The sequence below is a fragment of the Roseateles sp. 22389 genome (genome assembly GCF_052044995.1).
Taxonomy (GTDB): Bacteria; Pseudomonadota; Gammaproteobacteria; order Burkholderiales; family Burkholderiaceae_C; genus Roseateles.
Genome location: NZ_JBQEOF010000017.1, coordinates 119,840 through 142,197 on the forward strand (window position 1 = coordinate 119,840; position 22,358 = coordinate 142,197).

21 protein-coding genes are annotated in these 22,358 nt (G+C 67.3%); 8 read left to right on the plus strand and 13 right to left on the minus strand.

Annotated elements, in window-relative coordinates:
• Positions 1-61: 61 nt before the first annotated feature.
• From ACTJKJ_RS20810 to ACTJKJ_RS20820, 3 genes are all read right to left on the minus strand, one after another.
• Positions 62-628: a ricin-type beta-trefoil lectin domain protein gene (locus tag ACTJKJ_RS20810; protein WP_440821778.1), complete on the minus strand. Its 567-nt coding sequence runs from the start codon at positions 626-628 to the stop codon at positions 62-64.
• 236 nt (positions 629-864) lie between these two features.
• Positions 865-1,194 carry a DUF4148 domain-containing protein gene (locus tag ACTJKJ_RS20815; RefSeq protein WP_440821737.1) on the minus strand — a complete coding sequence of 110 codons (330 nt, stop codon included), beginning with the start codon at positions 1,192-1,194 and terminating at the stop codon, positions 865-867.
• A gap of 38 nt (positions 1,195-1,232) precedes the next feature.
• Positions 1,233-1,727, minus strand: a complete 495-nt coding sequence (locus ACTJKJ_RS20820) for a GlcG/HbpS family heme-binding protein (protein WP_297384432.1) — start codon at positions 1,725-1,727, stop codon at positions 1,233-1,235.
• A 171-nt stretch (positions 1,728-1,898) separates the two neighbouring features.
• Between ACTJKJ_RS20820 and ACTJKJ_RS20825 the strand changes: the two genes are divergently transcribed.
• The 4 genes from ACTJKJ_RS20825 to ACTJKJ_RS20840 all read left to right on the plus strand — a co-directional run bounded on the left by ACTJKJ_RS20825 (position 1,899) and on the right by ACTJKJ_RS20840 (position 7,222).
• A complete protein-coding gene (locus ACTJKJ_RS20825; protein ID WP_440821739.1) occupies positions 1,899-3,413 on the plus strand; it encodes a sensor histidine kinase in 1,515 nt (504 codons plus the stop codon).
• Entirely contained in the window at positions 3,403-4,029 is a 627-nt protein-coding gene (locus tag ACTJKJ_RS20830) for a response regulator transcription factor (RefSeq protein ID WP_440821741.1), read from the plus strand. The genes ACTJKJ_RS20825 and ACTJKJ_RS20830 overlap by 11 nt, the downstream gene beginning before the upstream one ends.
• A 1,905-nt stretch (positions 4,030-5,934) precedes the next feature.
• Positions 5,935-6,651, plus strand: a complete 717-nt coding sequence (locus tag ACTJKJ_RS20835; protein WP_440821780.1) for a hypothetical protein — start codon at positions 5,935-5,937, stop codon at positions 6,649-6,651.
• Positions 6,626-7,222 carry a sensor histidine kinase gene (locus ACTJKJ_RS20840; RefSeq protein WP_440821743.1) on the plus strand — a complete coding sequence of 199 codons (597 nt, stop codon included), beginning with the start codon at positions 6,626-6,628 and terminating at the stop codon, positions 7,220-7,222. The genes ACTJKJ_RS20835 and ACTJKJ_RS20840 overlap by 26 nt, the downstream gene beginning before the upstream one ends.
• Before the next feature lie 31 nt (positions 7,223-7,253).
• Here the strand turns inward: ACTJKJ_RS20840 and ACTJKJ_RS20845 are convergent, their stop codons facing one another.
• Positions 7,254-7,673, minus strand: a complete 420-nt coding sequence (locus tag ACTJKJ_RS20845) for a winged helix-turn-helix transcriptional regulator (RefSeq protein WP_297384439.1) — start codon at positions 7,671-7,673, stop codon at positions 7,254-7,256.
• Between the two features lie 130 nt (positions 7,674-7,803).
• On the opposite strand from ACTJKJ_RS20845, the gene ACTJKJ_RS20850 reads away from it, so the two are divergent.
• Entirely contained in the window at positions 7,804-8,652 is an 849-nt protein-coding gene (locus ACTJKJ_RS20850; RefSeq protein ID WP_297384441.1) for an NAD(P)H-binding protein, read from the plus strand.
• Positions 8,653-9,125: 473 nt separating this feature from the next.
• A complete protein-coding gene (locus ACTJKJ_RS20855; RefSeq protein WP_297384443.1) occupies positions 9,126-9,383 on the plus strand; it encodes a hypothetical protein in 258 nt (85 codons plus the stop codon).
• Between the two features lie 24 nt (positions 9,384-9,407).
• Here ACTJKJ_RS20855 and ACTJKJ_RS20860 read toward each other — a convergent pair whose 3' ends face one another.
• Positions 9,408-11,135: a methyl-accepting chemotaxis protein gene (locus tag ACTJKJ_RS20860; protein ID WP_440821746.1), complete on the minus strand. Its 1,728-nt coding sequence runs from the start codon at positions 11,133-11,135 to the stop codon at positions 9,408-9,410.
• Between the two features lie 294 nt (positions 11,136-11,429).
• Here ACTJKJ_RS20860 and ACTJKJ_RS20865 point away from each other — a divergent pair, with 294 nt between their 5' ends.
• Together ACTJKJ_RS20865 and ACTJKJ_RS20870 are read left to right on the plus strand one after the other, a co-directional pair.
• Positions 11,430-12,392, plus strand: coding sequence for a glycoside hydrolase family 19 protein (locus ACTJKJ_RS20865; RefSeq protein ID WP_440821748.1), 963 nt, complete (start codon positions 11,430-11,432; stop codon positions 12,390-12,392).
• Between the two features lie 58 nt (positions 12,393-12,450).
• Positions 12,451-13,047: a hypothetical protein gene (locus ACTJKJ_RS20870; RefSeq protein ID WP_440821750.1), complete on the plus strand. Its 597-nt coding sequence runs from the start codon at positions 12,451-12,453 to the stop codon at positions 13,045-13,047.
• 169 nt (positions 13,048-13,216) lie between these two features.
• Here the strand turns inward: ACTJKJ_RS20870 and ACTJKJ_RS20875 are convergent, their stop codons facing one another.
• The 8 genes from ACTJKJ_RS20875 to ACTJKJ_RS20910 all read right to left on the minus strand — a co-directional run bounded on the left by ACTJKJ_RS20875 (position 13,217) and on the right by ACTJKJ_RS20910 (position 22,357).
• Positions 13,217-14,839: a serine hydrolase domain-containing protein gene (locus ACTJKJ_RS20875; RefSeq protein WP_440821752.1), complete on the minus strand. Its 1,623-nt coding sequence runs from the start codon at positions 14,837-14,839 to the stop codon at positions 13,217-13,219.
• Positions 14,836-15,417: a hypothetical protein gene (locus ACTJKJ_RS20880; RefSeq protein ID WP_440821754.1), complete on the minus strand. Its 582-nt coding sequence runs from the start codon at positions 15,415-15,417 to the stop codon at positions 14,836-14,838. The genes ACTJKJ_RS20875 and ACTJKJ_RS20880 overlap by 4 nt, the downstream gene beginning before the upstream one ends.
• The gene (locus ACTJKJ_RS20885; protein WP_440821756.1) at positions 15,414-15,935 is read right to left on the minus strand and encodes an RNA polymerase sigma factor; all 522 of its coding nucleotides are present in this window, start codon (positions 15,933-15,935) and stop codon (positions 15,414-15,416) included. Before ACTJKJ_RS20885 ends, ACTJKJ_RS20880 begins: the two co-directional genes overlap by 4 nt.
• Before the next feature lie 523 nt (positions 15,936-16,458).
• Entirely contained in the window at positions 16,459-18,006 is a 1,548-nt protein-coding gene (locus tag ACTJKJ_RS20890; protein ID WP_440821784.1) for a hypothetical protein, read from the minus strand.
• Positions 18,003-19,181, minus strand: a complete 1,179-nt coding sequence (locus tag ACTJKJ_RS20895; RefSeq protein WP_440821758.1) for a caspase family protein — start codon at positions 19,179-19,181, stop codon at positions 18,003-18,005. Before ACTJKJ_RS20895 ends, ACTJKJ_RS20890 begins: the two co-directional genes overlap by 4 nt.
• A complete protein-coding gene (locus ACTJKJ_RS20900) occupies positions 19,178-20,362 on the minus strand; it encodes a hypothetical protein (protein WP_440821760.1) in 1,185 nt (394 codons plus the stop codon). The genes ACTJKJ_RS20895 and ACTJKJ_RS20900 overlap by 4 nt, the downstream gene beginning before the upstream one ends.
• Positions 20,363-20,623: 261 nt before the next feature.
• Positions 20,624-21,904: a hypothetical protein gene (locus ACTJKJ_RS20905; RefSeq protein ID WP_440821762.1), complete on the minus strand. Its 1,281-nt coding sequence runs from the start codon at positions 21,902-21,904 to the stop codon at positions 20,624-20,626.
• A gap of 36 nt (positions 21,905-21,940) precedes the next feature.
• On the minus strand, positions 21,941-22,357 hold the full coding sequence (locus ACTJKJ_RS20910; RefSeq protein WP_440821764.1) for a response regulator: 417 nt from the start codon (positions 22,355-22,357) through the stop codon (positions 21,941-21,943).
• Position 22,358 lies beyond the last annotated feature (1 nt).

Genomic DNA, 22,358 nt, shown 5'->3' on the forward strand with positions numbered 1-22,358 from the left:
GCGCCTCTCGCGGNGTGGCCGCGTGCCTCGTCATCGCGAGGCGCTCGAGCGCCCCGGGCGCTCAGGGCTTCTGTTTCCAGAGCTGGTTGCTGGCGCCCTGGTAGCGGCTGGTCTTGAGCGCGCTGCCCGCCGTGCCAGCGCCATCCACCGCCTGGTCGGGCGCGGTGCGCAGCGTGAAGCGGCCACTCGCGGCATCGAAGCTGAAGCGCTGGTTGGCGCTGCCGGTGCACTGCGCCACCACGAGGGCAGCGCCATCGGCATAGCCGCCGCCGTTGTCCAGGCAGAAGTGCGGGTCGAGCATGCTGCGCACCAGGCCCGTGGTGGCGTCGTAGTTCCAGGTCTGGCTGACGCTGCCGCTGCAGCTGGACTGCAGCACGGCGTTGCCGTCCGCGGCCCGCGACTGGTTCAGGTCCATGCACAGGCCCGACTGGACGTTCACCAGGCGCGTGGCCGCGGCCTTGGCGCCGGTGTTCGAGGCCACCGGCGCGTATACCGCGCCCAGCTTGTCCACCTCATCGCCATCGCGGCCATGGAAGCCGACGATGGCCCAGCCCGACGGCGCGGTGAAGGTGGTGCAGCTGCCACTCGTGCTGCCGCCGGCCAGCGTGCGGTGCGCGCTGGTGGCGATTTACGCTCGACGTTCTTGCGGCGCGCGGCCAGGTCCGCGGTCTCCACCTGGGCCTGCGCGTGCAGGTTGTAGATGTCGACATTGACGCCTTCGGCCAGGCGCGTGCGCGCCATCGTGCAGCCATTGGGCGTGAGGTAGTCGACGCCGTTGCAGGCGCTCCAGCGCACGCGCGCCAGATCGTCGAACGGGAAACGGCTCATCGTGTGCCCGCCGCGTCGCTCCCCAGGGTCCGAGGGTCAGCGCGGTGGCTGCGCGTCGGCCGTCCTGCCGATCACGACCGCCTCGCCGCGTTGCCGGGCGATCTCCTGCACGCGCGCGGCGAACGCCGGAGCGCGCCGCAAGGCCTCGTACCTCGCACGGGCGGCCGCCTCGTCGGGGCCGCCGAAGCGGGAACCGTCCTGCATGTCCAGGTCGCGCAGGCCGGACTGGACGTAGATCTCCAGATCGGCGATCACTTCCGCGCGGGTCAGCGGCCGTCCGCCGGCGCCGTCGTCGATGTCGTGGGCGACCGCGGCGCCCGCGGCCAGGCCCGTGGTGAGGAGGGCGATGATGAGCTTGGTGTTCATGGCAGTCCTTGAGGTGGTCAAAGTGGTGGGGCCCCGGCTCATCGGTCCAGGCGCGAGGCCTTGGCGATGCCCGCCAGGGCGCATTGCTCGTCCAGTTGGCCGCCGGGGGCGCCCCCCACGCCCACGGCGCCGATGACCTCGTCGCCCACCTTCACGGGCACGCCGCCGCCCAGCAGCAGGAAGCCGGGAATGTGCGCGAGGTTCGCGGCCGCGGGGACCCGTTGCGCGCGCTCCATCATCGTCAGCGTGTTTTCCCGGGCCGACGCCGCGGTGTAGGCCTTCAGGCGGCTGGAATCGATCGTGTGAGGGCCGCTGCCGTCGGCGCGCTGGACGGCGCGCACCGTGCCCGCGCGGTCCACGACCGTGGCGCTCACGGCATAGCCGTTGGCGCTGCAGGTGGCCACGGCCTGCGCCGCGATCTGCGTCGCGAGCTCCAGCGACATGTCCTTGCGATCGCGCAGGCCTTCGGCATGGGCGGCGCCGACGGCGATCAGCGACAGGGTGACGGCGACTTTGACGAGGGAATGCTGCATATGTTTTCCGGTAACGACCTTCTGCGGTGGGGGCCGGCACCACCCGTTGTGGCGCCGTGAGCGGACTGTAGGAAGGCCGCCTCTTCCCGCCCATTCGGTCGGCCACGCGCGCGCCTCCGTACAACTACGCAGTGCGCGACGGCGGCCGCCGCCGGCCCCAGAATGCCGGCCATGATCGGAACTGGACGCGGTGGTCCCGCAAGGCTTGGTGCAGCAGCCCTGCTCGTGTGGGTGGTGGTGGCGTGCGTGGGCGCGGCCTTCCTCGCCCATGCGCGCCTGCAGGAACTGCGGGCCGATTTCGAGACCGACGGGCGGATCGCACACCGCCGGATCAGCCAGCGGGTGGTCCAGTACGACGCGGTGATGGCCACGCTGACCCTGTTGCAGCCCACGGCCGTCGAAGGCGGGGCGCCGGTCACGCGCCTCGCGTCGGTGTATCCGCAGATCCTGACCGTCCTGCAGCGGACCGCCGCCGGTGCCTGGCCCACCCTGCTGGCAGCTCCGCTGGCGGCCGCGGAGGCGGCGTCGCGCGCGTCGGGCCGGCCCGAGATGGCCTTGGCCGATCTGCGCGCGGGCCGTTATTACCTGGTGATGGCGGGGTCCCCGGCGAGCTACGCGCTGCAGATCGACCTGAAGGCCACGGTGCCCTATGACGAGTGGCCCATGGATGTCGCCTCCAGCCCGGTCCGCGTCACGCTGGAACTGGGGGACGCGGCCTTCGTGGTGCAGCCGGGCCGCCCTCGGCAGGCCAGCGTGGGATGGACCTACGACTTCCACAAGCGCCTCATGGTGCGGAGCCAGCCCCTGGACGTCGTGGCCCACCGCACCGTTGAACTGCGCGAGCTGCCCTGGCTGGCCATCCTGGCCTGGTGCGCGCTGACGGCGGGCGTGGGGGCCGGCGGCCTGGCCGCGTGGCGCCAGCGCGCATCGCGCCGGCGGATGGAGGAACTGCTGCGCCTGGGCCAGGTCGCCCGCCTCAATGCGCTGGGCGAGCTGGCGGCGGGGATGGCGCATGAGCTGAACCAGCCGCTGACGGCGCTGCTGTCCAGCACGCAGGCGGCGAAACGGCTGCTGGTCGAAGATCCGCCCGAACTCGACGCCGCCCGGACCGCCATGGTCCGCGCCGTGGAGCAGGCCCATCGCGCCTCGGCGGTGGTGGGGCGCCTGCGCCGGCTGGTGGAACGCCCGGACCTGGCGGCCGACGTGCAGCCCTTGTCGCTGGCCGCCGCCACGCAGGACGTGCTGCGCCTGCTCGAGCCCGACCTGGCGGAGCGCCGGATCGCGACCACGGTCTCCACCGACCCCGGGCTGCCTTCGGTGCTCGCGGAGCCGATCTCGCTGCAGCAGATCATCCACAACCTGCTGATGAACGCGCTGCAGGCGCTGGAGCAGGTGCCGCCCGGCGAGCGTCGCCTGAGCATCGCCATGACGGCGGCGGAGCACGGACAGGCCACGCTGTCGGTGCGCGATCAAGGTCCCGGCATCGCGCCGGAGGCGCGTCGGCGCCTGTTCGAGCCGTTCTACTCCACGCGTCCGGGCGGCCTCGGGCTGGGCCTGACGCTGTGCGAAAGCCTGGCGCAGGCCATGGGCGCGCGCCTGACCCTGGCGCCCCAGGCGCCGTCGGCACCGCGCGGGGCCGAGTTCATCCTGACCCTGTCCAGCGCCGCGGCTAGCCATGACCGATAACGCCTCGTCCCTCTCTCCACTGATCCACCTGGTGGACGACGACGCCGCGGTGCGCGACGGCCTGAGCCAGCTCATCGGCACGGTGGGACTGCGCGTGCGGGCCTGGGCGGATCCGCAGGTGTTCCTGGCGGAGTTCGATCGCGCGGGCATCGGCGCCATCATCCTGGACCTGCGCATGCCGGTGATCGGCGGGATGACCGTGCTGGAGCGGTTGCTGGCGGGCGGCGTGGACCATCCGGTGATCCTGCTGACCGGCCACGGCACCGTGGAGATGTGCCGGCGTGCCTTCAAGGCCGGCGCCGCCGAGTTCCTGGAGAAACCCGTCGACGACGAGGTGCTGATCGAGGCCTTGCAGAGTGCCGTCCGGCAGCACGTGCGCTCGCGCGAGCGGCACCGGGCCGATCGGCAGGCGCGCGAGTGCTACGCCCAGTTGTCGCCGCGCGAGCGCGAGGTGCTCGGGTTCATCGTCGAAGGCCTGACCAACAAGGAGATCGGGCGCGCGTTGACCCTGTCGCCGCGCACGGTGGAGACCCACCGGGCCAACCTGTTCGCCAAGCTCGGGATGGACTCGCTGGCGCAACTGATACGGCGGTTCGCGTCCATCGCGCAAGCCTGATCCGCGCCGGATCCTGACGACACCTTGTCCAAAGCATCACCAATGAATCACGCACGATCGGCCGTCGCTGAATGGCCGACAACGATGCCAAGTTCAGGCGCAGGATTGAAGGTTTTCGCGCTTCTTCGTCCATGCGACCCCCGGATTCCCGCAGCCGTTCCGTCAGCCCGGACCCGTCCAAGGCCCCCGNGCAGGCGCATCGCGGGGTGGGCCCTTGCCGCCCTGGCCGCGGGGCTCGTGCTGGCCGGCGAGGGCGCGCGGGCCGAGCGCATCGTGCTCGAGTCCTACCAGGAAGACCAGGGCCTGACCAACCTCACCTCGCAGTGCCTGGTGCAGGACCCGCGGGCGAGGCTGTGGATCTGCACCGCCAACGGGCTGTTCAGGTTCGACGGTTTCCGCATCCATGCGGAACCGCTGCCGAAGGAGGCGGGAGGGTATTCATACGGGGCTCGCGTGGACGTCAGCGGCCGCCTCTGGCTCCTGACGGAAGGGGGCGTGTTCGTGCGCGACGACGGGCGCAAGGACGGGCAGGACGGCCCCGCCTGGACGGAGCTGCTCAAGCCCGACGGCAAGCACTTGCACGTCACCTCCGGCCAGCAGCTGGAGCTGGACCGGCAGGGCAGGGTCTACGCCATCGATGAAGACCGGCTCCTCTGGACCGCCACCGCCGCGGGGGCGCTGGGCAGCTCGCTGGTGGTTCAGCGGATGGCCATTCCCCAGCTGCAGTCCCGCCCCGAGCAACTGCTCCCGATGCGGCAACGCGGCGAGGCGCTCTGGTTCGGCTGCGGCTCGCAGCTGTGCGAGTGGCGCGATGGCCGCGTCCAGCATTGGGGGCCGGCGCAGGGCCTGCCGGAAGACGTGTGGGGCCAGTTCCTCGTGTCGCGCGATGGCAGTCTCTGGACGCGCAGCAGCCGGCGCCTGGCCCGGCTGGCACCGGGCTCGGCCCGCTTCGCCGTCGTGGCGGCGCCGGCGCGGCAGTGGGTGTATGGCGACAACGGCCTGGCGGAGGACGAGCACGGCCTCATCCTCGTCCTGACGACCCGCGGCCTTGCCGCCTGGAACGGTGAACGCTGGCGCGAGTGGACCCAGGACGACGGCCTGCCGGAGACCCCGCTGCGCGGGCTGATGTTCGACGCGGAAGGGTCGTTGTGGCTGGGCACCAATGCGCGCGGTGTCCATCGCTGGATCGGCTACGGCCGGGCGGAGCATTGGACCGGCGCCTCGGGCCTGCCCGCGCCGGCCGTGCTCGACCTGGCGCGCGACGGAAAGGGCCGGCTCTGGGCGGCGACCGCGAACGGCGTGGCCTGGTTCGACGCCGCGGCCCGCAGGTTCCGCAAGGTGAAGCTGCCGACGACACGGCCGTCCGGCCTGGTCCATCGCCTGGCGGTGGACCAGGCGGGGGACCTGTGGTGGGTGGACGCCGGCCAGGTGATCCGCGTGAAGGCCGGAGAGGACCAGGGGCGCGTCGTTGCCGGCGATACCGGACTGCAGACGATCTCGCAGGGGGCCGGCCGGGTCTACGCGTCCGGCAGCGACGGCCTCGAGCTGATCGAGCTGTCCGAGGGGCGCCTGCGCCGCCACAAGATCGGCGCCGGGCGCTTCGATCCGCGTTATGACATCCGCGTCCTGTCGGACGGCGTGCGGGAGGACTTCGTCGTCAGTGGACGGGACCTCTGGCGGCACCAACCGGAGGGCTGGACCCCCGTGGCGGACGCGCAGGGCGATTGGATCGACGCGCTGCAGGCGATGGTGCTGGACCACACGGTGTGGGCGGGAGGCACGTTGGGACTGGGCATCCACGCGCTGTCGGGGACCACGGCGCGCCAGTTGCAGTTCCTGCCCAAGTCCGCCTTCGGGGGCGCGGCCGCGGCCAGCCTCCACGCCGACCTCGACGGGCGGCTGTGGATGGGCACCGACCAGGGGGTCTTCATCCGCTCAACCGGGGGCGACTGGTCGCGCCTGGATCGCCGCACCGGGCTGGTCTGGAACGATGTGACGCCGGCCTTCCTGGCCGACGCCGACGGCAGCATCTGGATCGGCACCGGCGCCGGGTTGACGCACCTGCTGCCGGGGAACACGCAAGCGCCATTGCCCGCGCTGCGGCTGGAGGACATGGTGTTCGGCAGCACGAGCACCCGGGTGCCGCCTTTGGAGCCGGTGCCGTGGCGGGACCGCACGCTGCGCATCGCGGTGGGGACGGCCGGCTTCTCCCGGGCGCGTTCGCTGCGGATCGAATACCGCCTTGGCGCGGAGTCGCCCTGGCGGACCTCGCAGAGCGCCGTGATCGACCTGGGCGCGCTCGAGTCCGGCGAGCACACGCTGGAGGTGCGCGCCGGCGGGCTGACGAGCGTGGAAGCACCGGGGCCGGTGATGCGCCTTGCGTTCGACGTGCTTCCTCCCTGGTGGAACTCGCGCGAGGCACGCGCCGCGGCCGCCGTGTCGCTGATGCTGCTGTGGTGGCTGTCCATCCGGTNACCGCGAGCGGCAACGGCAGCTGGAAGCCGCCGTCGCGGAACGCACCGCGGCCCTGGCGGACTCGGAGGCGGCGCTGCTCCGTCTGGGCGAGTACAACGCGCATGCCCTGGAGGAGGAGCGATTGCGCGTCTCCCGCGAGCTGCATGACGAGCTGGGCCAGCAGCTGGCCGCGCTGAAGATGGAAGTGTCCGTGGCGAAGATGCGGCAGAACGCCGGCGGTTCGGCGCATTCCCTGGATCCGGACCTGTTGCTGGGTCGTGTCGACCGGCTGGTGAGCACGGTGCGCGGTCTGGTGTCGCAGTTGCGGCCTTCGGCGCTGGATGGCGGCCTCGAAGCGGCGCTGCAATGGCTGGCGGCTGAGTTCACGTCCAACACCGCATTGCCTTGCAGCCTGCAGGTGGATCCGGACACGCGCGAGATCCCGTTGCCGATGGCCACGATGGTGTTCCGCATCGCCCAGGAGTCGCTCACCAACGTGCGACGCCATGCCCAGGCCAGCCGCGCCTCCCTGCGCTTGGCGCGCGAAGGCGCCGGCTGGCTGTTGAGCATCGGCGACGACGGCATCGGCTTCGATCCGCTCGCCCGCCGGGACGGCTTCGGAGTGCTGGGCATGCAGGAGCGCGCCCGGCTGCTCGGTGGCAGCCTTCAGGTGCAGAGCGAGCCGGGGGCGGGGACGCGGGTGATGCTGGGCTTTGCGGCGGTGCCGGCAGTGGGTTGAGCGCGGCGGGGGCGAGCGTCGCCGCGGCGATTCAGACGATGCGCTTGCGCGGCTGAGGCTCGTCGCCATCGAACTTCGCGCGCGCCGCCTCGACCGCGGGACGGTGTTCCTGCGCCCAGATGGCCAGCGCCTTCAGCGGCTCGATGAGGGAACTGCCGAGCTGCGTCAGTTCGTACTCGACCTTGGGCGGGACCGTCGGAAAGACGGTGCGCTTGACCAGCCCGTCGCGCTCCAGTCCACGCAGCGTCAAGGTCAGCATGCGGTGCGAGACGCCGCCGATCGTGCGCATCATCGCGTTGAAGCGCATCGGACCCTTGGACAGGGTGCCGACCGCCATCACGCTCCACTTGTCCCCGACGCGATCGAGGATCTGACCCACCGCGCGGCAGGTCGCATGGTCGTGGTCCGCCGGCTCCTCGGGCGTTGGCGGGACTGCTCGAAGCTTGCTCATTTCCGTTTCCTGATCTGCCGGCACGCACACCGATGTTCGTAGCGCACGTCGCCGTGCGTTCTTGCGGAGAGAGGCCCCTTGCCGCAAAGTTCCACACACATTTTGTTCGTAACTGCAGAGGATCTGTGACATGAAGATGGGTATCAGCGGCGCGAGTGGCCAACTGGGACAGGCGGTCCTGAAGGAACTGGCCGAACGAGGTGGCGGCCATGAGATCGTCGGGATTTCGCGCTCGCCCGACAAGGTGCGGAGCCCGGCCAAGGGCCGGTTGGGCGACTTCGACGCGCCGCAGACGCTGCCGGCGGCTTTCGCGGGCCTTGATCGCCTGCTGCTGATCCCCAGCGCCGACCTCGAGCCGGGTGTGCGCGGCCGGCAGTTGCGGGGTGCCATCGACGCCGCGGTGGCGGCGGGCGTCCAACATCTCTTCCTGGTGTCGGTCGCCGGCACGCGCAAGGCGGAGGCACCGGCCCTCGCCGAAACCTTCTGGACGGCCGAGCAGCACCTCATCCGCACCGCGCCGCGGTGGACCATCCTGCGGATGAACTACTTCGCGGAGTCGATGGCGCAGGAGATCCAGATGTCCGCGGCCATGGGCGTGCTGACCGGCCTGGGCGAGGAGCGCGTGGCCTATGTCTCGCGCGACGACCTGGCCGCCGCGGCGGCCGGCGCGCTGCTCGGCGAGGGGCATGCGGGCGCCATCTACAACGGCACGGGGCCGGCCGTCGTGAGCGGAGAGGAGCGCGCGCGGACGGCATCGCAGGTGCTCGGTAAGCCGCTCGGGTACGTCGTCATCGACGAGGCGCAGCTGCGGGGCGGGCTGACGCAGGCGGGCCTGCCCGAGATCGTTGTCGACGTCATGGCCGACATCAAGAAGAACTTCGTGAGAGGCGACTTCGACGTGCTCACGACTGACATCGAGCGCTTGTCGGGGCGGTCGCCGAAGTCGTTGCGGGAGATCCTCGCGGCTGCGGTCGCCTGACGGAGGGGCTGGCCAAGGCCAGTCCCGGCATCCGGAGCCCCGCAGCTTCCGTCAGAAAAACAAAAAGCTGCCCTATAGGCAGCTTGATGAAGCGAGGCCCCAGAGTGTGCCTTGATGCAAATCCTTGCCGAAGCGCGGTCAGATTGCGTTGTTCCGATCGTCGAGCCCGATGTGACGGGGCATTTGATTGAGGAGGCCGCCGGCCGGTCAGACCCGCGACGGTGCTACTGCCATATGCCTGCCTTGGCGTAGCCGCCACGGAACTTCGGGAGCGGTCGATGGGCAAGGTTATGCAGGCCATACCGAGGGGCGGCAAGGTTTCGTGATCTTGATCTTCTCTGTGGCTAACCCTGCTTGTTGCACAGTGGCAGGCGAGGTGGAGACGACCAGGGCCATAGCAGTTCGCGAGGCACTGCGCGTTGAAGCTTTACGATGCGAGCCTCCGGTGCAGGAGGTACGTCTGGAGCCAAAGCATGAAGACGATGCGTTCTCGCGAACGGCCGATCACGTATGGCTGCCACATTGGCGCCAACGGCCGTGTGGTATTTCCGCCCTCGTTGTCGAATGGATTTCGTCTTGGACAGCGGGTGTACTTTCATGCCGAAGCAAGCGAGGTGATGTTCCTGGCAAGACCAAAACGCACGATCAACGGGCGATTGTTGTCGAGCCGGATACGTCGCGGGCCCGTGCTCTGGCGCCATCGACAGCTAGACAGCTTGCGCATGTCCTGATGACGCCCCGGCGGTTTAGCCGAGTCAGATGACTGCCCAGCCGTCGTCGTTGCTTGGCGCCCCGAACGAGACCCGCTCTCGTTGAAACGGTGTGGTCCTTGCGGAGACCGTCGAGAGTCGCGCGCTAGCCGCTTTCATCTGGCCGGACTGCTTCGCCGGCGGGGGAGCCACAACACTGCTGCACGGCTCGCTCGCCTCGATCTTAAAGACCCCAACAGACTCAACCATCCGACGGGCTTGTTGCTTCAGGCTGTCCGCCGCTGCCGCACTCTCTTCAACCAGCGCGGCGTTCTGCTGCGTCGCCTGGTCCATCTGAGCGACGGCCTGTCCGACCTGCGAGACGCCGGTACTCTGCTCGGCGCTTGCGGCGCTGATCTCGCACATGATGTCGGTGACGCGCCGGATGGCGCCAACGACCTCTCCCATGGTCGCACCGGCCTGATCTACGAGCGTCGTGCCTTCCTCGACGCGAACAGCGCTATCTTCGATGAGCTGCTTGATCTCCTTTGCCGCAGCGGCAGAACGCGTGGCCAGGCTGCGCACCTCGGACGCGACAACTGCGAAGCCTCGACCTTGTTCGCCGGCACGTGCGGCCTCCACTGCCGCATTGAGCGCCAGGATGTTCGTCTGGAACGCAATCCCGTCGATCGTTCCGATGATGTCGCCGATGCGCTTGCTGCCGTCCTGAATGGCCCGCATCTTGCCGATCACCTGATCGACCACCTCGCCGCCCTTGGCCGCCACCGCGCTGGCACCCTGAGCAAACTGGTTGCCTTGTTGAGCGTTGTCGGCGTTCAACCTGACGGTGGCGCTGAGCTGTTCCATGGAGGAAGCGGTCTGCTCCAACGCGGACGCCTGTTCTTCGGTCCGGCTCGACAAGTTGCTGTTGCCGTGCGCGATCTCAGCGCTGGCATTGGCAATCGAATGGGCGGCTTCTCGGACCTGACCGATCAGTGCGACAAGCTGCTGCTGCATCTGCCCCATGGACGCGAGGACGCTACCAGCGGGCGCCGAGGACGCACCGTCAACCGCGCGAAGGTCCCCCTGCGCCACGCGTTGAGCCAGGTCGGCGAGCGTAGGCGGCTCCGTACCGAGCGCGCGCAGCATTCTGCGAGTGATAAAGAGTCCAAGTGCGATTGCAACCGCAACGGCAATGACGCTCGCTGTTCCAAACCACCACCGTTGCCCCTCGTAATCCGCTCTTGCTAAGCGCACGTCCTCGTCAGCTTGCGCGCGGATCACTTCCACGTACTCGCGGGCGGCTGCGAGCAGTGCCGCAAGGAGTGGCTGGCAGTCTCGGCTGATCGCCTGCACTGCCTCTTCGCGCTTTCCGGCGTCGGCCGTCGCCACAATTCCCGCGGCTACAGGGCCGTACTTGGCTTCGGCGTCGACGATCTGCGCCAGGATCTCACGCTCCCGATCGCCGGCGGCCGAGCGCTGGACGGCGGCCTTCAGCTTCTCGAGGCTTCTGCCAAGCTCGGCATGCGCGGCGAGTGCCATCTCCTTACCCGCTCGCTGTTGGTTGGGCGATTGGGCGATCACCATGTCCCGCACACCGATCGCCCGGCGGTTCGCTTCAATGCTGAGATCGACAGCGAGACTTTCCCGCTCCGCGATGCCGCTGACATACCCAGCGAAGCGGTCGTTCGTCGCCCCGAGATGGTGAAGGGCGAGCAAGCTGACCGCGGCGACACACGCCGCCAGCAGGCCAAACCCAAGCAGGAGGAGCTGTTTAATGGACAAGCGCGACATTGAAAGCATCCAGTTGACTATCGAAGGGCCTGCGGCTGATGCAGGCTTGGATGCTTGCAGTGTGTGGCGTACGGCAGCGCGTCAGAAGACAGCATTGACGCTATCGCATGAGGGGGTTTTGCCTACCCACTCGTGGGCTCGTGCCCCGGACATCTGCCATCGGGCGATTTGTCTCTATGCGAGCCGATGACGGTGGTCACAAGTCGGGGAGACCAAAGTCATGCCTGATCGACGCCACCCGCGCCTAGGATCCCGCAGGGATCGTTCCCGCGACACGCAGCATCTCCACCACCCATGGCGTCCTCGACCAAACCCGGCCCGCTGAGCGCCCATGACAGTTGGTTGCCATCGCGCACGCCGGGCACCCTGGGCATCCTCGACCAGGGGGACCCCGACCTTTGCACGCTGCTGGGGGACACCCCCGGCCCGCTCGGCTTCCTGGACCATGCCGACGTCAGCCTGCCGTGGGCGCTGTTCACCGGGTTGCGGGTGGAGACGACGGGCTGGACCAAAGAAGGCGTGCCAGTGACGGCCGGCGCCCTCCCGGCGAAGTCCCAGGGCAAGGACAAGGTCACCGCCGAGCAGCTCAAGCAAATCTTCAGGAATGCCAGCGCGGAGTTCCTGAAGAAGGTGGCCGACGAGCTCAACACCGACCTGGCCAAATATGGTCTCGACACGCGGCTGCGCCGCTCTCACTTCTTTGCGCAGGTTCGCGAGGAGTCGGGCGCGGAGATGAAGGCCGCGGTCGAGAGCTTGGCCTACGGCGAAGCGGGACTGAAAACGACCTTCAAGTACTACCGCGATCATCCTAAGGAAGCGGCGATCGACAGCTACGAGCGCGACGCCAAGACGCGCAAGGTCACGCGCGCCGCCAGCCAGGAGACGATCGCCAACAACGTTTACGCCTCGCGCAACGGTAACGGCGACGCCAAGAGCGGCGACGGCTGGTCCTACCGGGGGCGTGGCTTCATCCAGGTCACGGGGCGGGCCAACTACAAGGCGGCGACCGCGAAGTACCAGGAGGTCTACGGCGACAAGACCGTGGACTTCGAGAAGTCGCCCGAACTGATGGCACAGTTCCCGTACACGGTTCGTTCGGCGGTCTGTTACTGGCTGCAGCACGGTCTGCAGAAGAAGGCCGACGCCGGTGACAAGGATGCCGACGTGGACAGCATCACCAAGGTCATCAATCTCCACACCGAGAGCTATGCACAACGGCGTACCCATTTCAAGACGGCCTACAAGGCCTTCGAATGACGATCACGGCTGCGGCCTGCGGCGCGGAGGATCTCGGGGCCACGTACTGGCGGCGTTGTTGAGCGTTGCGCTCTGCGCTTGCGCGCACGCAGCCGGTACGGCAACGGTCACCGGCCCGGCCGGAGCGACCGTTACCACCGATCCGGCCGGCGCGACACTGTGCCGGCCCGACGAGGTGGTGGCCTTCTCCTGCCCGACCGCAACCAAGATTGTCTCGTTGTGTGCGAAACCGGAGGCCGGTCCAGCCGCGAAAACGCTGACCTACCGCTACGGTACCGCCAAGAAGGTGGAACTCGAGTACGCGGCCACAGCCGACAACGGCAAGAGCTTTGGCGCGACCACCTCGCCTGCAGCGCCTGGCGCATCGGTGCGCCAGCTGTGGTTCAACCGCGGCGACATCCGCTATCTACTCACTGAATGCGTCGGCGGCAATTGCCCGTACGGCGCCGGCGTGGCGGTACTCAATCCCGAGAAGGTGCTGATGAGCGCGCGCTGCGTGGCCGGCGAAACGCCAAGCCAGGCCTTCTTCGCGCGCTCTCTGATCGAGTTTGGCAACGACGCCAGCGACACGCGCTCGCAGACGAAATTGATCAAGCCTGAGGACTCGGACAACAGCCTGGATCAGATCTACAAGTCCGGGCGCCCGCCGCAGTAGCTTCGGGCATGGGCCACTGCGCCTGCTCAGCAGTGTCCAGCGAGTGGAGCGACCACGGCAGCAGGCCGGACCTCGAAAAGCGTTCTGAAGAAGCCGGCGCGGTCAAGGACGTTCATGTGGGCTCCTGCGATCGCCCATGGGTAGGTGGCCCAGCTTACGCGTGGCGCGCTTACTTCCGCGCGCCCCGCGTCTTCTGCCCGCCTTGCAGGAGCACGGCCGCCACGACCGTGCCGTCGGCATCCCGCTCGAACTCGACGGTCGCCCCAACCTCCTCGATCTCGATGCGGTCTTTGCCCGCCACCTTTGCGGTAATCGCCGGCTGGCCGCTGCCCTGCACCATCAGCCGACCGTCGCGCTCGAACACCTTCAGGCTGAACTGCGGCGCGAGCTGGAATTCGCCGGCCCAGTCCTTCCAGGCCAGGTTGATGATGGTCGGCGGCGCGTTGACGAGGCCGATGCGACGACCTTCCATCACGCCGCCGCCCTGGTGCCACGAAAACCGCGCGACCGGCTGGCCGCTGGAGGGCGGTGCCGGCCGCAGCAGCGCCGAGAAGCCGAGCGGGTAGAACTCGCCGCGACTGTCGTAGCCCAGCTCAAACGCGACCTGGCCGGTGGCCTGGGCCAGCAACCGGTCGTTGGCTTCCCAGATCTTCAGCCGCAGAGAGCCCATCTCGTACTCGCCGGCAAGCGCCTGGCGCAGCGCGGGCGGCGCGTCCACGCTGCGGCGCGGCTGCAGCGGCGGCGATTCAAGGCCTAGCAGCGCAAGGCCGAGGTCGCCCAGGCCGCCGAGGTCGGTCAGTGAGGTGTCCGCCAGCACGACGACCGCTCGCTTCGCCGCGGGCTCCAGCATCACCAGCGACGAGAAGCCGCCCGTGCCGCCTTCGTGCATGGCCAGGTCACGGCCCTGCAGTTTGCGCAACATCCAGTTCATGCCAAAGCCATGGGCCAGCGGTTGCTGTGTGCGGCGCAACTGCGCGACCAGCGAGGCCGGACCGTCGCCCAGCTGGGCGCGGGCGTAGGCCACCATGTCGTCCATCGTGGCCTTGACCATGCCGACGCCGGCCAGGTTGTTGGCAATGGTCCAAGCCGCCGTGGGGGTGCCGTCGGCCGCGTGGCCCTGTGCGGGTTCGGCGCCGAGCGGCCGGACGACGTAGGCCGTCTTCATGCCCAGGGGCTGGAACAGCTGCCCGCGCAACGCGACCTCCAGGTCGCCGCCCAAGCTGCGCGCTACCGCGAGGGAGAGCAGCAGCATCCCGAAGTTGGAGTACTCGGGATGCTCCCCGATGGGGCGCACGAGCTGCACCTGCTTCAGCGATGCGAGCAGCGCGGCGTCGGTGAGCGAGGCATAGGGGCCGGCCGGGTTGGTGGGATGCAAGCCGGGCGGCAGCGCGGGCAGGCCGCTGCTGTGCGTGAGCAGGTCGCGCACGAGGATCTGGCGCTCGCCCTGGCGCGGCACGGCGGTGCCTTGGGGTAGGTGCCGGGCGATGGGGTCGTCCAGCGACCAGCGGCCGGCATCAACCAGGCTGGCCACAAGGGCGGCGGTCATGGTCTTGGTGACTGAGCCGATCTCGAAAGCCGCGCCCGCAGTGGGTGGGCCGCCTTTGCGCGTGCCGGCGCAGCGCGCCGCGCGCCAGACCTTGCCTGAATCGATGACGGCGGCCTGCACGCAGGCGCCGCTGCGGTCGCCGTCGAAACGTGCGTTCAGCAGTTTCTCGACGGCGACGTCACTGGCGGGAATCCCTGCGGCCCAAGCGGGCAGGCACAGCAGGGCGCTGGCGATTCTGCAGTTCATGCGTTGTCCTTCCGGGTCAGCTCGTCGAGCTTGTCGATCTCGCGCTGCAGCCCGCGCGCGGCGTAGCGGTTGAGTCCCACCACGCCGGCCATCAGCAGCGCGGCGATGACGAAAGGCCAGGGCTGCCATTGGCCGTTCTCGATCTGCCGGCCGCAGATGAACAGCATGATGCCGGGCGCCATGGGGCCGACATACCAGAGCCAGACCGAGCGCAACGCGTCGCGCTGGCGCACTAGTTCACTGCGATGAAAGGCCAGCAGACTGCCGGCCCAGTCCTCAGGCAGCAGGCGTACCGAGGCGCGGCGGCCCAACTGCCACACCACCACGCCTATGCCCACCACAGTCAGCAGCGCACCAAGCTGGCTGAGCCAGTGCGGGAAGAACCAGGCGTAGAACAGGAACACAGGGGCGATGGCGATGGCCGCGATCACCTCGCGCCGGTTGCGCCGCCAGACGGTGCCTTGCAGCTTCGCCGCCTGCTCGGCCAGTTGCTGCTGCGCCAGCGGCTGTAGCGCCGGCACGTCCTGCGCCTTCCACAGACCGCGGGCCTGGTCTTCAGCCGAATCGGTGTTGCTCATCGCGGGCTCCTCGGGGCGTTCAGCTGGCTGGCCAGTAGCGCCTTGATGCGGTGAATCTTGGTGGCGACGTTGCGGACTGACAGGCCGGTGATGTCGGCGATGCTGGCGGCGTCGAGTTCCTCCAGGTAGAGCAACATCAACTCGCGGTCCAGCGGGGCCAGGCGATGCACAAGGGCGAGCACGCGCTGCAGGTCCAGGCGCCGCTCGGTGTGGCCCGGGTCATGGCGGTCGTCGGGCAGATGCTCGATTTCCTCCAGTTCCAGCATCTTTCCCTTGGCCGCATGCTGCTGCACATGGCGCGCGCCGACGTTGTGAGCCACGCGGTAGACCCAGGTGCGCAGCGAGCAGTCGCCACGGAAGGTGGACAGGCTCTGCCACAGAGCGAGGTGGAGTTCCTGCTGCAGCTCCTGGCGCAAGGCAGCGTCGCGCTCGTAGCCGTGGCAGCAGCGGGCCAGCTCCGCGCCATGGACCGCGATGGCCTGGCGGTAGAGCTGGTCTTGCGGAGTTGTCTCGGTCATGCAGCAGGTAGTGACGGCGCCGCGGGACTTCTTACAGCCGGTGCGGCCACCCCCAACCCGGGTAGCGACCGACGGGGGCGAACATCCCTACGCCTGCTCGGTGAAAGCTGAGCGAAGCTTCTCCCCGAGGTCGCTGACGAGTACTGCGCATTTCAGCGAACCTGAACGCCGTGTTCGGCGAGCTGAACGGGTTCCGCAGCCACTTGCGGCCCGGTCCGGCTTGCAGCGATCTCGGTCGGTCGATGCGGAGCGCCATGCGTCCGGTGATGTGCCCACTGCGGACAAGGGGAGAAGCGAGGAACCGGTCTGTGGGATGATGAAGAAGCGCTCAACGACATGGCGATCTCGACGCTATCAGCCTGGCGAGCGCTGGGGCTGGGAACCAGCCCGGCGTCACCGCTGCGCAACCTGCTCACGGCGCAGCGTGCCGTCGATCGGCTCGAGAGAGAGCGGCTGGAACTGCACGCAGCCCAAAGCGAACTGCGCAGTTCTATCCGTTTCGCTGATGGGACGAAGCACTCGCCTACCGCTCGACGCTCCCGAGCAGGAACTCACCATCGTCTGGCTCACGCTTCACTCGCCGCGGACTGCCCGTGACGGCAGGGACCCCGGCTAACTCGCCAGCAGACGGGGTTTGAGTGGGTGGGGCGCGGCCTACGAACGGGATCCGGACTGCAGGGGGGCGGCTGGATGGGATCCGGGCAGACGGGGGTTGGGCGGAGGGGATTTGCAGGGGTGGAAACGGAGGCAAAGATTGAACGCGCTCGATCTGCAGCCTCGGCAACCCTTGGAGCAACTCGGTGGCGAAACCCAACGTGGCGTCAGAGCCCAGCCGCGACTTGACCAACTGCGGGATGATCTGCCGGCGGCGAGGCGCACGGGGCATACCAGCCCACTTCAGCACGTCAGGTTCGCCGGGATAACGCCCGTAGAAACTCGTGATCGCGCCCGCCCAACCTTTGCCTGCGCCGAGCGTCTGGACCTTGTGGAAGGCCAGAGGATCAGCTTCGAGAAGCGTGCTGCCCAGCAGCGAGGCCGCTTCTTGAAGCAGGTTGACGCCCTCGGTGAAGACGGGCCAGCCGTTGGACAGGCTCTCACGCAGGAGCTTGAGCGGGTTGAACTCCTCCGTGTGCGTGCGGCGGCCATCTCGCAGCAGCCGGGCGCAATGTACGATGGCGGTATCGGGCAGCCAGCGGAAGTAGCGCGACAGGTTCTCGAACCAAGCAAGCGGGACTTGGTCCGCCGCGTTAACCCGCAACAGAAAGTAGGCCGCGGCCACCGCGCCGACGGGGTCGTCGAACTTGGCGCGGAGCAGGCTTCGCGCGACGGCCACTGGATCGGCGACGGCATTCATAGAGCGGATTGCGTCACGGGACAGGAATTCGAGCAGCGTCTCCGCACCAGAGCGAAAGCCGGTCACAACGACCTTGAGTTCATCCGCCCGCGGATCGCTCGAGTCCTTGGGTGTGATCAGCACGCGCGCGCGCCCGTTCCCAGGTAGGGCGACAAAGCGCCATGTGACCTTGGAACCCCCGATCTGCATCAGCCAGTTCGACGCGTCCAGTTGCAGGTCCATCTGCCAGGCCGAGCGGCTGCGATGTGCCTCCACGGGTTCCACGGACACCCGGCTCCACTCGCCGTCGTGGAACTTCCAGAGGCGCAACCACACCCTCGAGAACTCGTCCATGCCAAGGTCCAGGTCCACTTGCGGGCTGGCAAGACGACTACGCGGGTTGAGCTTCGGGATGGCCCAGGCCGACCATTCATTGGCCGATGCGTGCACGGGCTCGAACACCACGCGATAGACGCCCGAGTCCGAATGCGAGGGAGCGCTCATATCCACGCGCTGCGTCACAGTGCGCCCGGACGGCCAGGTCAGGCACACAAAGGCCAGTTGCACCTCCTCGGCGATACTCAAACGCTCGGCTTCACGTGCGCGCGCCGAGCCAACGGCCAGCACGGCGCCGTCGACGTCCAGAATCTTCACCGGCAGCGCTGCTCCGGGATCCTGGTGTTGATCGAGCAGACGGGCGTCGCTCGGGTAGTCCAGAGATACGACGATGCGCTTCATGGCTGCGACTTCATCGTGAACAGGTACATCGGGGGGGCCAACTCCTCGTCGACGTGTACGAGCTGGGGCATGGCACCAGCGGGATCCAGCGCACCAACTTCGTAGATGCCGCGCGGGAGTTCCACCTTGAAGACCTGATCCAGCAGCGTCTGTGCGACCCGATTGTTGCCCTTGGAAGACTTCAGGTACATCTCGTATAGCGCCCGGCGCTGGCTCGGTGCGAGATCCAGGCGAACCTTCACCTTGGGCACGAACGCTCGCCGCATGAGGGGCACCACCGGACCGGTGACCAGTTGCTCGGAGACCTGCCTGTTGTTGCCGGCATCGGCCTGGTCCGGCTCGTTCTGCGCGAGCAGGGTGCGTACCGCCACCGACAGGTTGTCGCCGTCGACCGTCCAGGTCTGTCGGCCGGGGTCTTTCGTGCCGCAGTAGCCCGACAACGCGCAGATGAGCGCGGAGGTGAATCTGGACACCGTGGGCCCGAGCGGCGCAAACGCGAGCTGGCCTTCGCCGGTCGCATGGATCACGGTCACATGCTTGCGGGACACGTCCGTTCCGAGGTCCGCAGGCAGCAGCGGCGGGGGTTGGGCCCCCAGGGTCATGGCTAAGGCGCGCGGGATGTTCCGGCAGGCGTCGATGAAGAAGAAGACCGACCCTTGGATCTCTCGTTCAACGGCGCGGACCGTCAGCGAGACGTTGAACGCCTTGGTCCAGGGCTGCGCGGAGTGACCGAACTCCTGCGCGAGCAGGTAGTGGTCAGAAACCATAACGCCGTGACCGCAGAAGTAGAAAATCCCCACATTGTCAGGATGACTCTTGAGGCGATCAAGCCAGTCCTCGAAGGCCTGCTGGATGGCATCCTGCGTTGCCTCGGCAAGCGTGACCGGGCCAGCCGGCGTGGCGATTACCACCGGCTGCTGGGCCGACGCGAGGCCTTCGATCGAGGCCAGAGGTGCGTCCGGGTTCTCGAACACTCCGGCGTCGGCAACCGGCGAAAGAAGCCAGTCGATCAGCGCCTTGGCCGAGACCGGCGGCGACTCCAGCTGCTCGAGCCCCATCGGGTCCGCGGCGAGCTTGGCCGTTCCGTTCAGGAGATGGGGGTACTTCCCGACACCGATGGCCAGCACGTGCGTGCCGGGCTGGCCGGCTACCGAGTTGTTCAACAGGACCGTCACTGGGCGCCAGCTCCTGCAGCGGCATCGACCTCCTTCAGCCGCGCGGCCATACGCTTGTAGAAGCTGGGGCGCTCGAAGTAGCCGCCGTGGGCGCCCAGGGTGCTATAGCCCGTGTCGTAGCGGAAGTCGGTCACGGCGTCGACGACGGGATTGAGCTGGTAGCTCAGGACGTCGTTGGTGTCGAACACGTTGAGCCAGTGCTTGATCCCCTTCGGCCGAGCGACGCGATCCTTCTTCGGGTCGGCCGGGATCTCGGGATCGCTGACCTTGTAGAGCTTCATCTCCTCGAACAGTCCGACCTGGGAGCCCACTGTGATCAGGCAGTCGATGGTCAGGGTCGGATCGAAGTAAGTCAGGATGTCGTAGACGATCTCGCCACCGAAGCTGTGCGCCACGACGATGAGCTTGTCGTCCTCGGTGCGTTTGGCCTGGGCATCCTGCAGCGCCTTCAAGACCGTCGTGACGATCGGACCGGGGGCGTCGACCGTCCCGCGGCCGTTCAGGTAGACGAACGCATCACCGGCAAAGCGGGTGACGGCGGTATTGAGCTTCTTGCGCAGAAGCAGGCCCGCGAGCCCCGTCGCGACGTCCGGCGCCGCATTGACCAGGCGGGAGGCGCCTTCTTTGATCGAGTCGAGGATCTTGCTCAGGGGGCCGAAGCTCTGCACTACGCTGGCCTTGGAATTGCTCACTAGCAGATCGGCAAAGTTCTTTGGGCCCGCCGTCGTGAGCCAAACCGGCTGAGGGTTGGCCTTGGCGTAGTCGCTGGCCAGGTCATAGGACTTGGCCAAGTACCGCGCTTCGTCTTCCGACTTGGCGCCAGCCATCGCGGAGGCATAGAGCAGATCCACTGCGGCTGACAGATCCGTCTTGGCCAGCGCGACGAGATCGCCGCTTTGATTTGATTCGGCGAGCAGACCGGCCACCCGCGTGCGGGCCTCGGCTTCCTGGTTAGCCCCGAAGGTCGCGACCTTCGTGGATGTGTCCGGGAGCACCGCCATGTTCCAGGCGAAAGTGACGCCGAACTGGCCCCAGTACGGGCTGGTGACCGTGAGCTTGTCAGCACTCAAACCGAGTGCCGGCGCTACGTACTCGCGCAGAAATCCATCCCGCGCTTTCTCGTTTTCCCGGTAAGCGTCGCCATCTCGATTGTTGACGCCATGGACGAACACGATGGGCATGTCGATCTCCCTAGTATCGATGTCGCGATCTGGAGCGCGCCCCATCCGCGGAGTTGTTATCGGGAATCATGTTGCCACGGTCTCGAACGCTCGGCAAAAACTCCTCGACCGATGGCGCAAAGGCATCATCAAATGAATGGATGGCACTCGAAATACACTCGTGAGGTGCGCGTAGTTTTCGACCGCCCGACCCGGCAAGCGATGGCGAGGCGTTGACTTCGTTGGACTCGATCTCTAGTTGCCACCGCTGCAGCGTCACTGTCACGAGCCGCCCGCAACCCGCGTCGTCGGATCGGCATCCGCCGTGTCGCTGATCGTCTGCGCGGGCGCTGGCTCCCGACGAACTGCGCCGTTTTTCAGTTGTTGCGCGAGTGCCTCGTTTGCGGCCGCGCGATGGTCATCGCGATAGAGGGCGGCTGCCTGGACGCGGTGCGCACCGATGGCGTTCAAAGTGGGCCCGATCTTCCGTAGCCCTTTCAACGTCACGTTGATTCGTGCGGCGGCCTCCGACATGCGTCTGTTCATCAAGATGCTCTCCGCACCGGCGTTTGAAGCTCCCCCAACGCCTGCGGCACCTGCGGTGCCTGCCAATGCTTGCCCGTCGCCCAGGAGAGCGTGTCGAAGCCAGAACGCCTCGACTTGCTGGAAGCCAGCAGCGATCTGGGCGGGGTCGGGATTGAACGCTTTACAGCGCTCACTTTTCAGGAGCATCTCGAGCGACAAGAGCCATCGGTCAACAGGGGCTGGATGGGTCGCACTGGCTTCCTCGATTCCTCGACCGGATTGCTTGTGGATCATCAGGAAGAGGGCTGTCGATGCTGCCGACCAGACGTATCCCGTGTCCAAACTTCCCACGCCATGCAGCATTCCCTTGATGACATGCAGGCATTGGAAGGAGACTCCTCCGGCGTACTCGTCCGCCTCCAACTCCATCGCCTGTCGGAGCTTCTGCGCTCGATTCGACCTGGGCACGGCAGGCAACTCCTCATATACGCGCCGCCGAGGGCTGACGGCCTGGAGGTAGTGTGGATGACAGCATGCAATATGTCCGACCTCGTGGTTCGCCAGCACGAAACACGTGGCGAGCGCCAGGTTTTGCGCGGCAACGTATCGGGTCTCGTCGTGAGGATGCTGAAGCATTGCCGGTTGGAGGTCGCCACCGCGGATTGCCGCAGCGATCGCCGTATCAGCCGACTCATTGGTCGGATCTCCGATATGCGTCATCGCCAGCGGGTCGCACATGAAGAAGAACCAGAACTGGTAGATCGCTCGCAGGGCTCCGGAGAAGATTGCGATCAGTTCGTGGTCCCCGCTCCTCGTGGCCAGTGCATTGAATCCCTGGTTGTGGATGAAGTCGAGATGGATCAACCCGCGCTCGCCATAGGCACGCCATTGATGAGACAACGCGTGTCGTAGCAGCGCGCGAATCTCCTGCAAGCCGGCGGACTCCACTTCGAAGAACGGCGTGCGATCGAAGGGTGGACCATAGTCCTTGAAGGCTTCGGAAAAAATCTGGTGGATGTTCTGACCTGGATCACTCATCTCGATATGGCGATTGGCCGAGCCAGTTCTTGTTCTTCAGGCTTTGACTTCCCGTAGCGCCGCATAGACAGCTGTCGCGTACTCGCTTGATCCGCACGACTTGCATAACCACCCGAGCCGACTCGTTTGGAATTTTCGCCACAGGGTCTCACCTGCTTGTCGAAAGATGTCGTCGCTGGCGCCGGTGAAAACTAGGATCAGAGGAAGCGCACACTGTGCTTGCGCGATCTCCTTCAGCACGTACATGCCGCCGTTGCACGCATCGAGGAGGTTCAGGTCGAGACTGACGAGGTGCGGTTGAAAGCTTTGAACTTTCGATAGGGCATGTTGAGTGTCTTTCGCCGATTCGAAGTCGAGCGCGAACTCCGGCGAGTCCAGGAGTCGAGGCAGTGCCTCCAAGAATAAATCGTTATCCTCTACCAAGAGGATTCGTCTATTGATCGGCGCGACCATG

What these genes read in the sequence shown, in the direction of transcription:
- ACTJKJ_RS20830 (WP_440821741.1), top strand. Translation starts at nt 3,403, where the DNA reads ATGACCGATAACGCCTCGTCCCTCTCTCCACTGATCCACCTGGTGGAC.
- ACTJKJ_RS20820 (WP_297384432.1), bottom strand. Translation starts at nt 1,727, where the DNA reads ATGCAGCATTCCCTCGTCAAAGTCGCCGTCACCCTGTCGCTGATCGCC.
- ACTJKJ_RS20885 (WP_440821756.1), bottom strand. Translation starts at nt 15,935, where the DNA reads ATGACCGAGACAACTCCGCAAGACCAGCTCTACCGCCAGGCCATCGCG.
- ACTJKJ_RS20910 (WP_440821764.1), bottom strand. Translation starts at nt 22,357, where the DNA reads ATGGTCGCGCCGATCAATAGACGAATCCTCTTGGTAGAGGATAACGAT.
- ACTJKJ_RS20900 (WP_440821760.1), bottom strand. Translation starts at nt 20,362, where the DNA reads ATGCCCATCGTGTTCGTCCATGGCGTCAACAATCGAGATGGCGACGCT.
- ACTJKJ_RS20875 (WP_440821752.1), bottom strand. Translation starts at nt 14,839, where the DNA reads ATGAACTGCAGAATCGCCAGCGCCCTGCTGTGCCTGCCCGCTTGGGCC.
- ACTJKJ_RS20880 (WP_440821754.1), bottom strand. Translation starts at nt 15,417, where the DNA reads ATGAGCAACACCGATTCGGCTGAAGACCAGGCCCGCGGTCTGTGGAAG.
- ACTJKJ_RS20905 (WP_440821762.1), bottom strand. Translation starts at nt 21,904, where the DNA reads ATGAGTGATCCAGGTCAGAACATCCACCAGATTTTTTCCGAAGCCTTC.
- ACTJKJ_RS20890 (WP_440821784.1), bottom strand. Translation starts at nt 18,006, where the DNA reads ATGAAGCGCATCGTCGTATCTCTGGACTACCCGAGCGACGCCCGTCTG.
- ACTJKJ_RS20855 (WP_297384443.1), top strand. Translation starts at nt 9,126, where the DNA reads ATGAAGACGATGCGTTCTCGCGAACGGCCGATCACGTATGGCTGCCAC.
- ACTJKJ_RS20865 (WP_440821748.1), top strand. Translation starts at nt 11,430, where the DNA reads ATGGCGTCCTCGACCAAACCCGGCCCGCTGAGCGCCCATGACAGTTGG.
- ACTJKJ_RS20850 (WP_297384441.1), top strand. Translation starts at nt 7,804, where the DNA reads ATGAAGATGGGTATCAGCGGCGCGAGTGGCCAACTGGGACAGGCGGTC.
- ACTJKJ_RS20815 (WP_440821737.1), bottom strand. Translation starts at nt 1,194, where the DNA reads ATGAACACCAAGCTCATCATCGCCCTCCTCACCACGGGCCTGGCCGCG.
- ACTJKJ_RS20825 (WP_440821739.1), top strand. Translation starts at nt 1,899, where the DNA reads ATGATCGGAACTGGACGCGGTGGTCCCGCAAGGCTTGGTGCAGCAGCC.
- ACTJKJ_RS20845 (WP_297384439.1), bottom strand. Translation starts at nt 7,673, where the DNA reads ATGAGCAAGCTTCGAGCAGTCCCGCCAACGCCCGAGGAGCCGGCGGAC.
- ACTJKJ_RS20860 (WP_440821746.1), bottom strand. Translation starts at nt 11,135, where the DNA reads ATGTCGCGCTTGTCCATTAAACAGCTCCTCCTGCTTGGGTTTGGCCTG.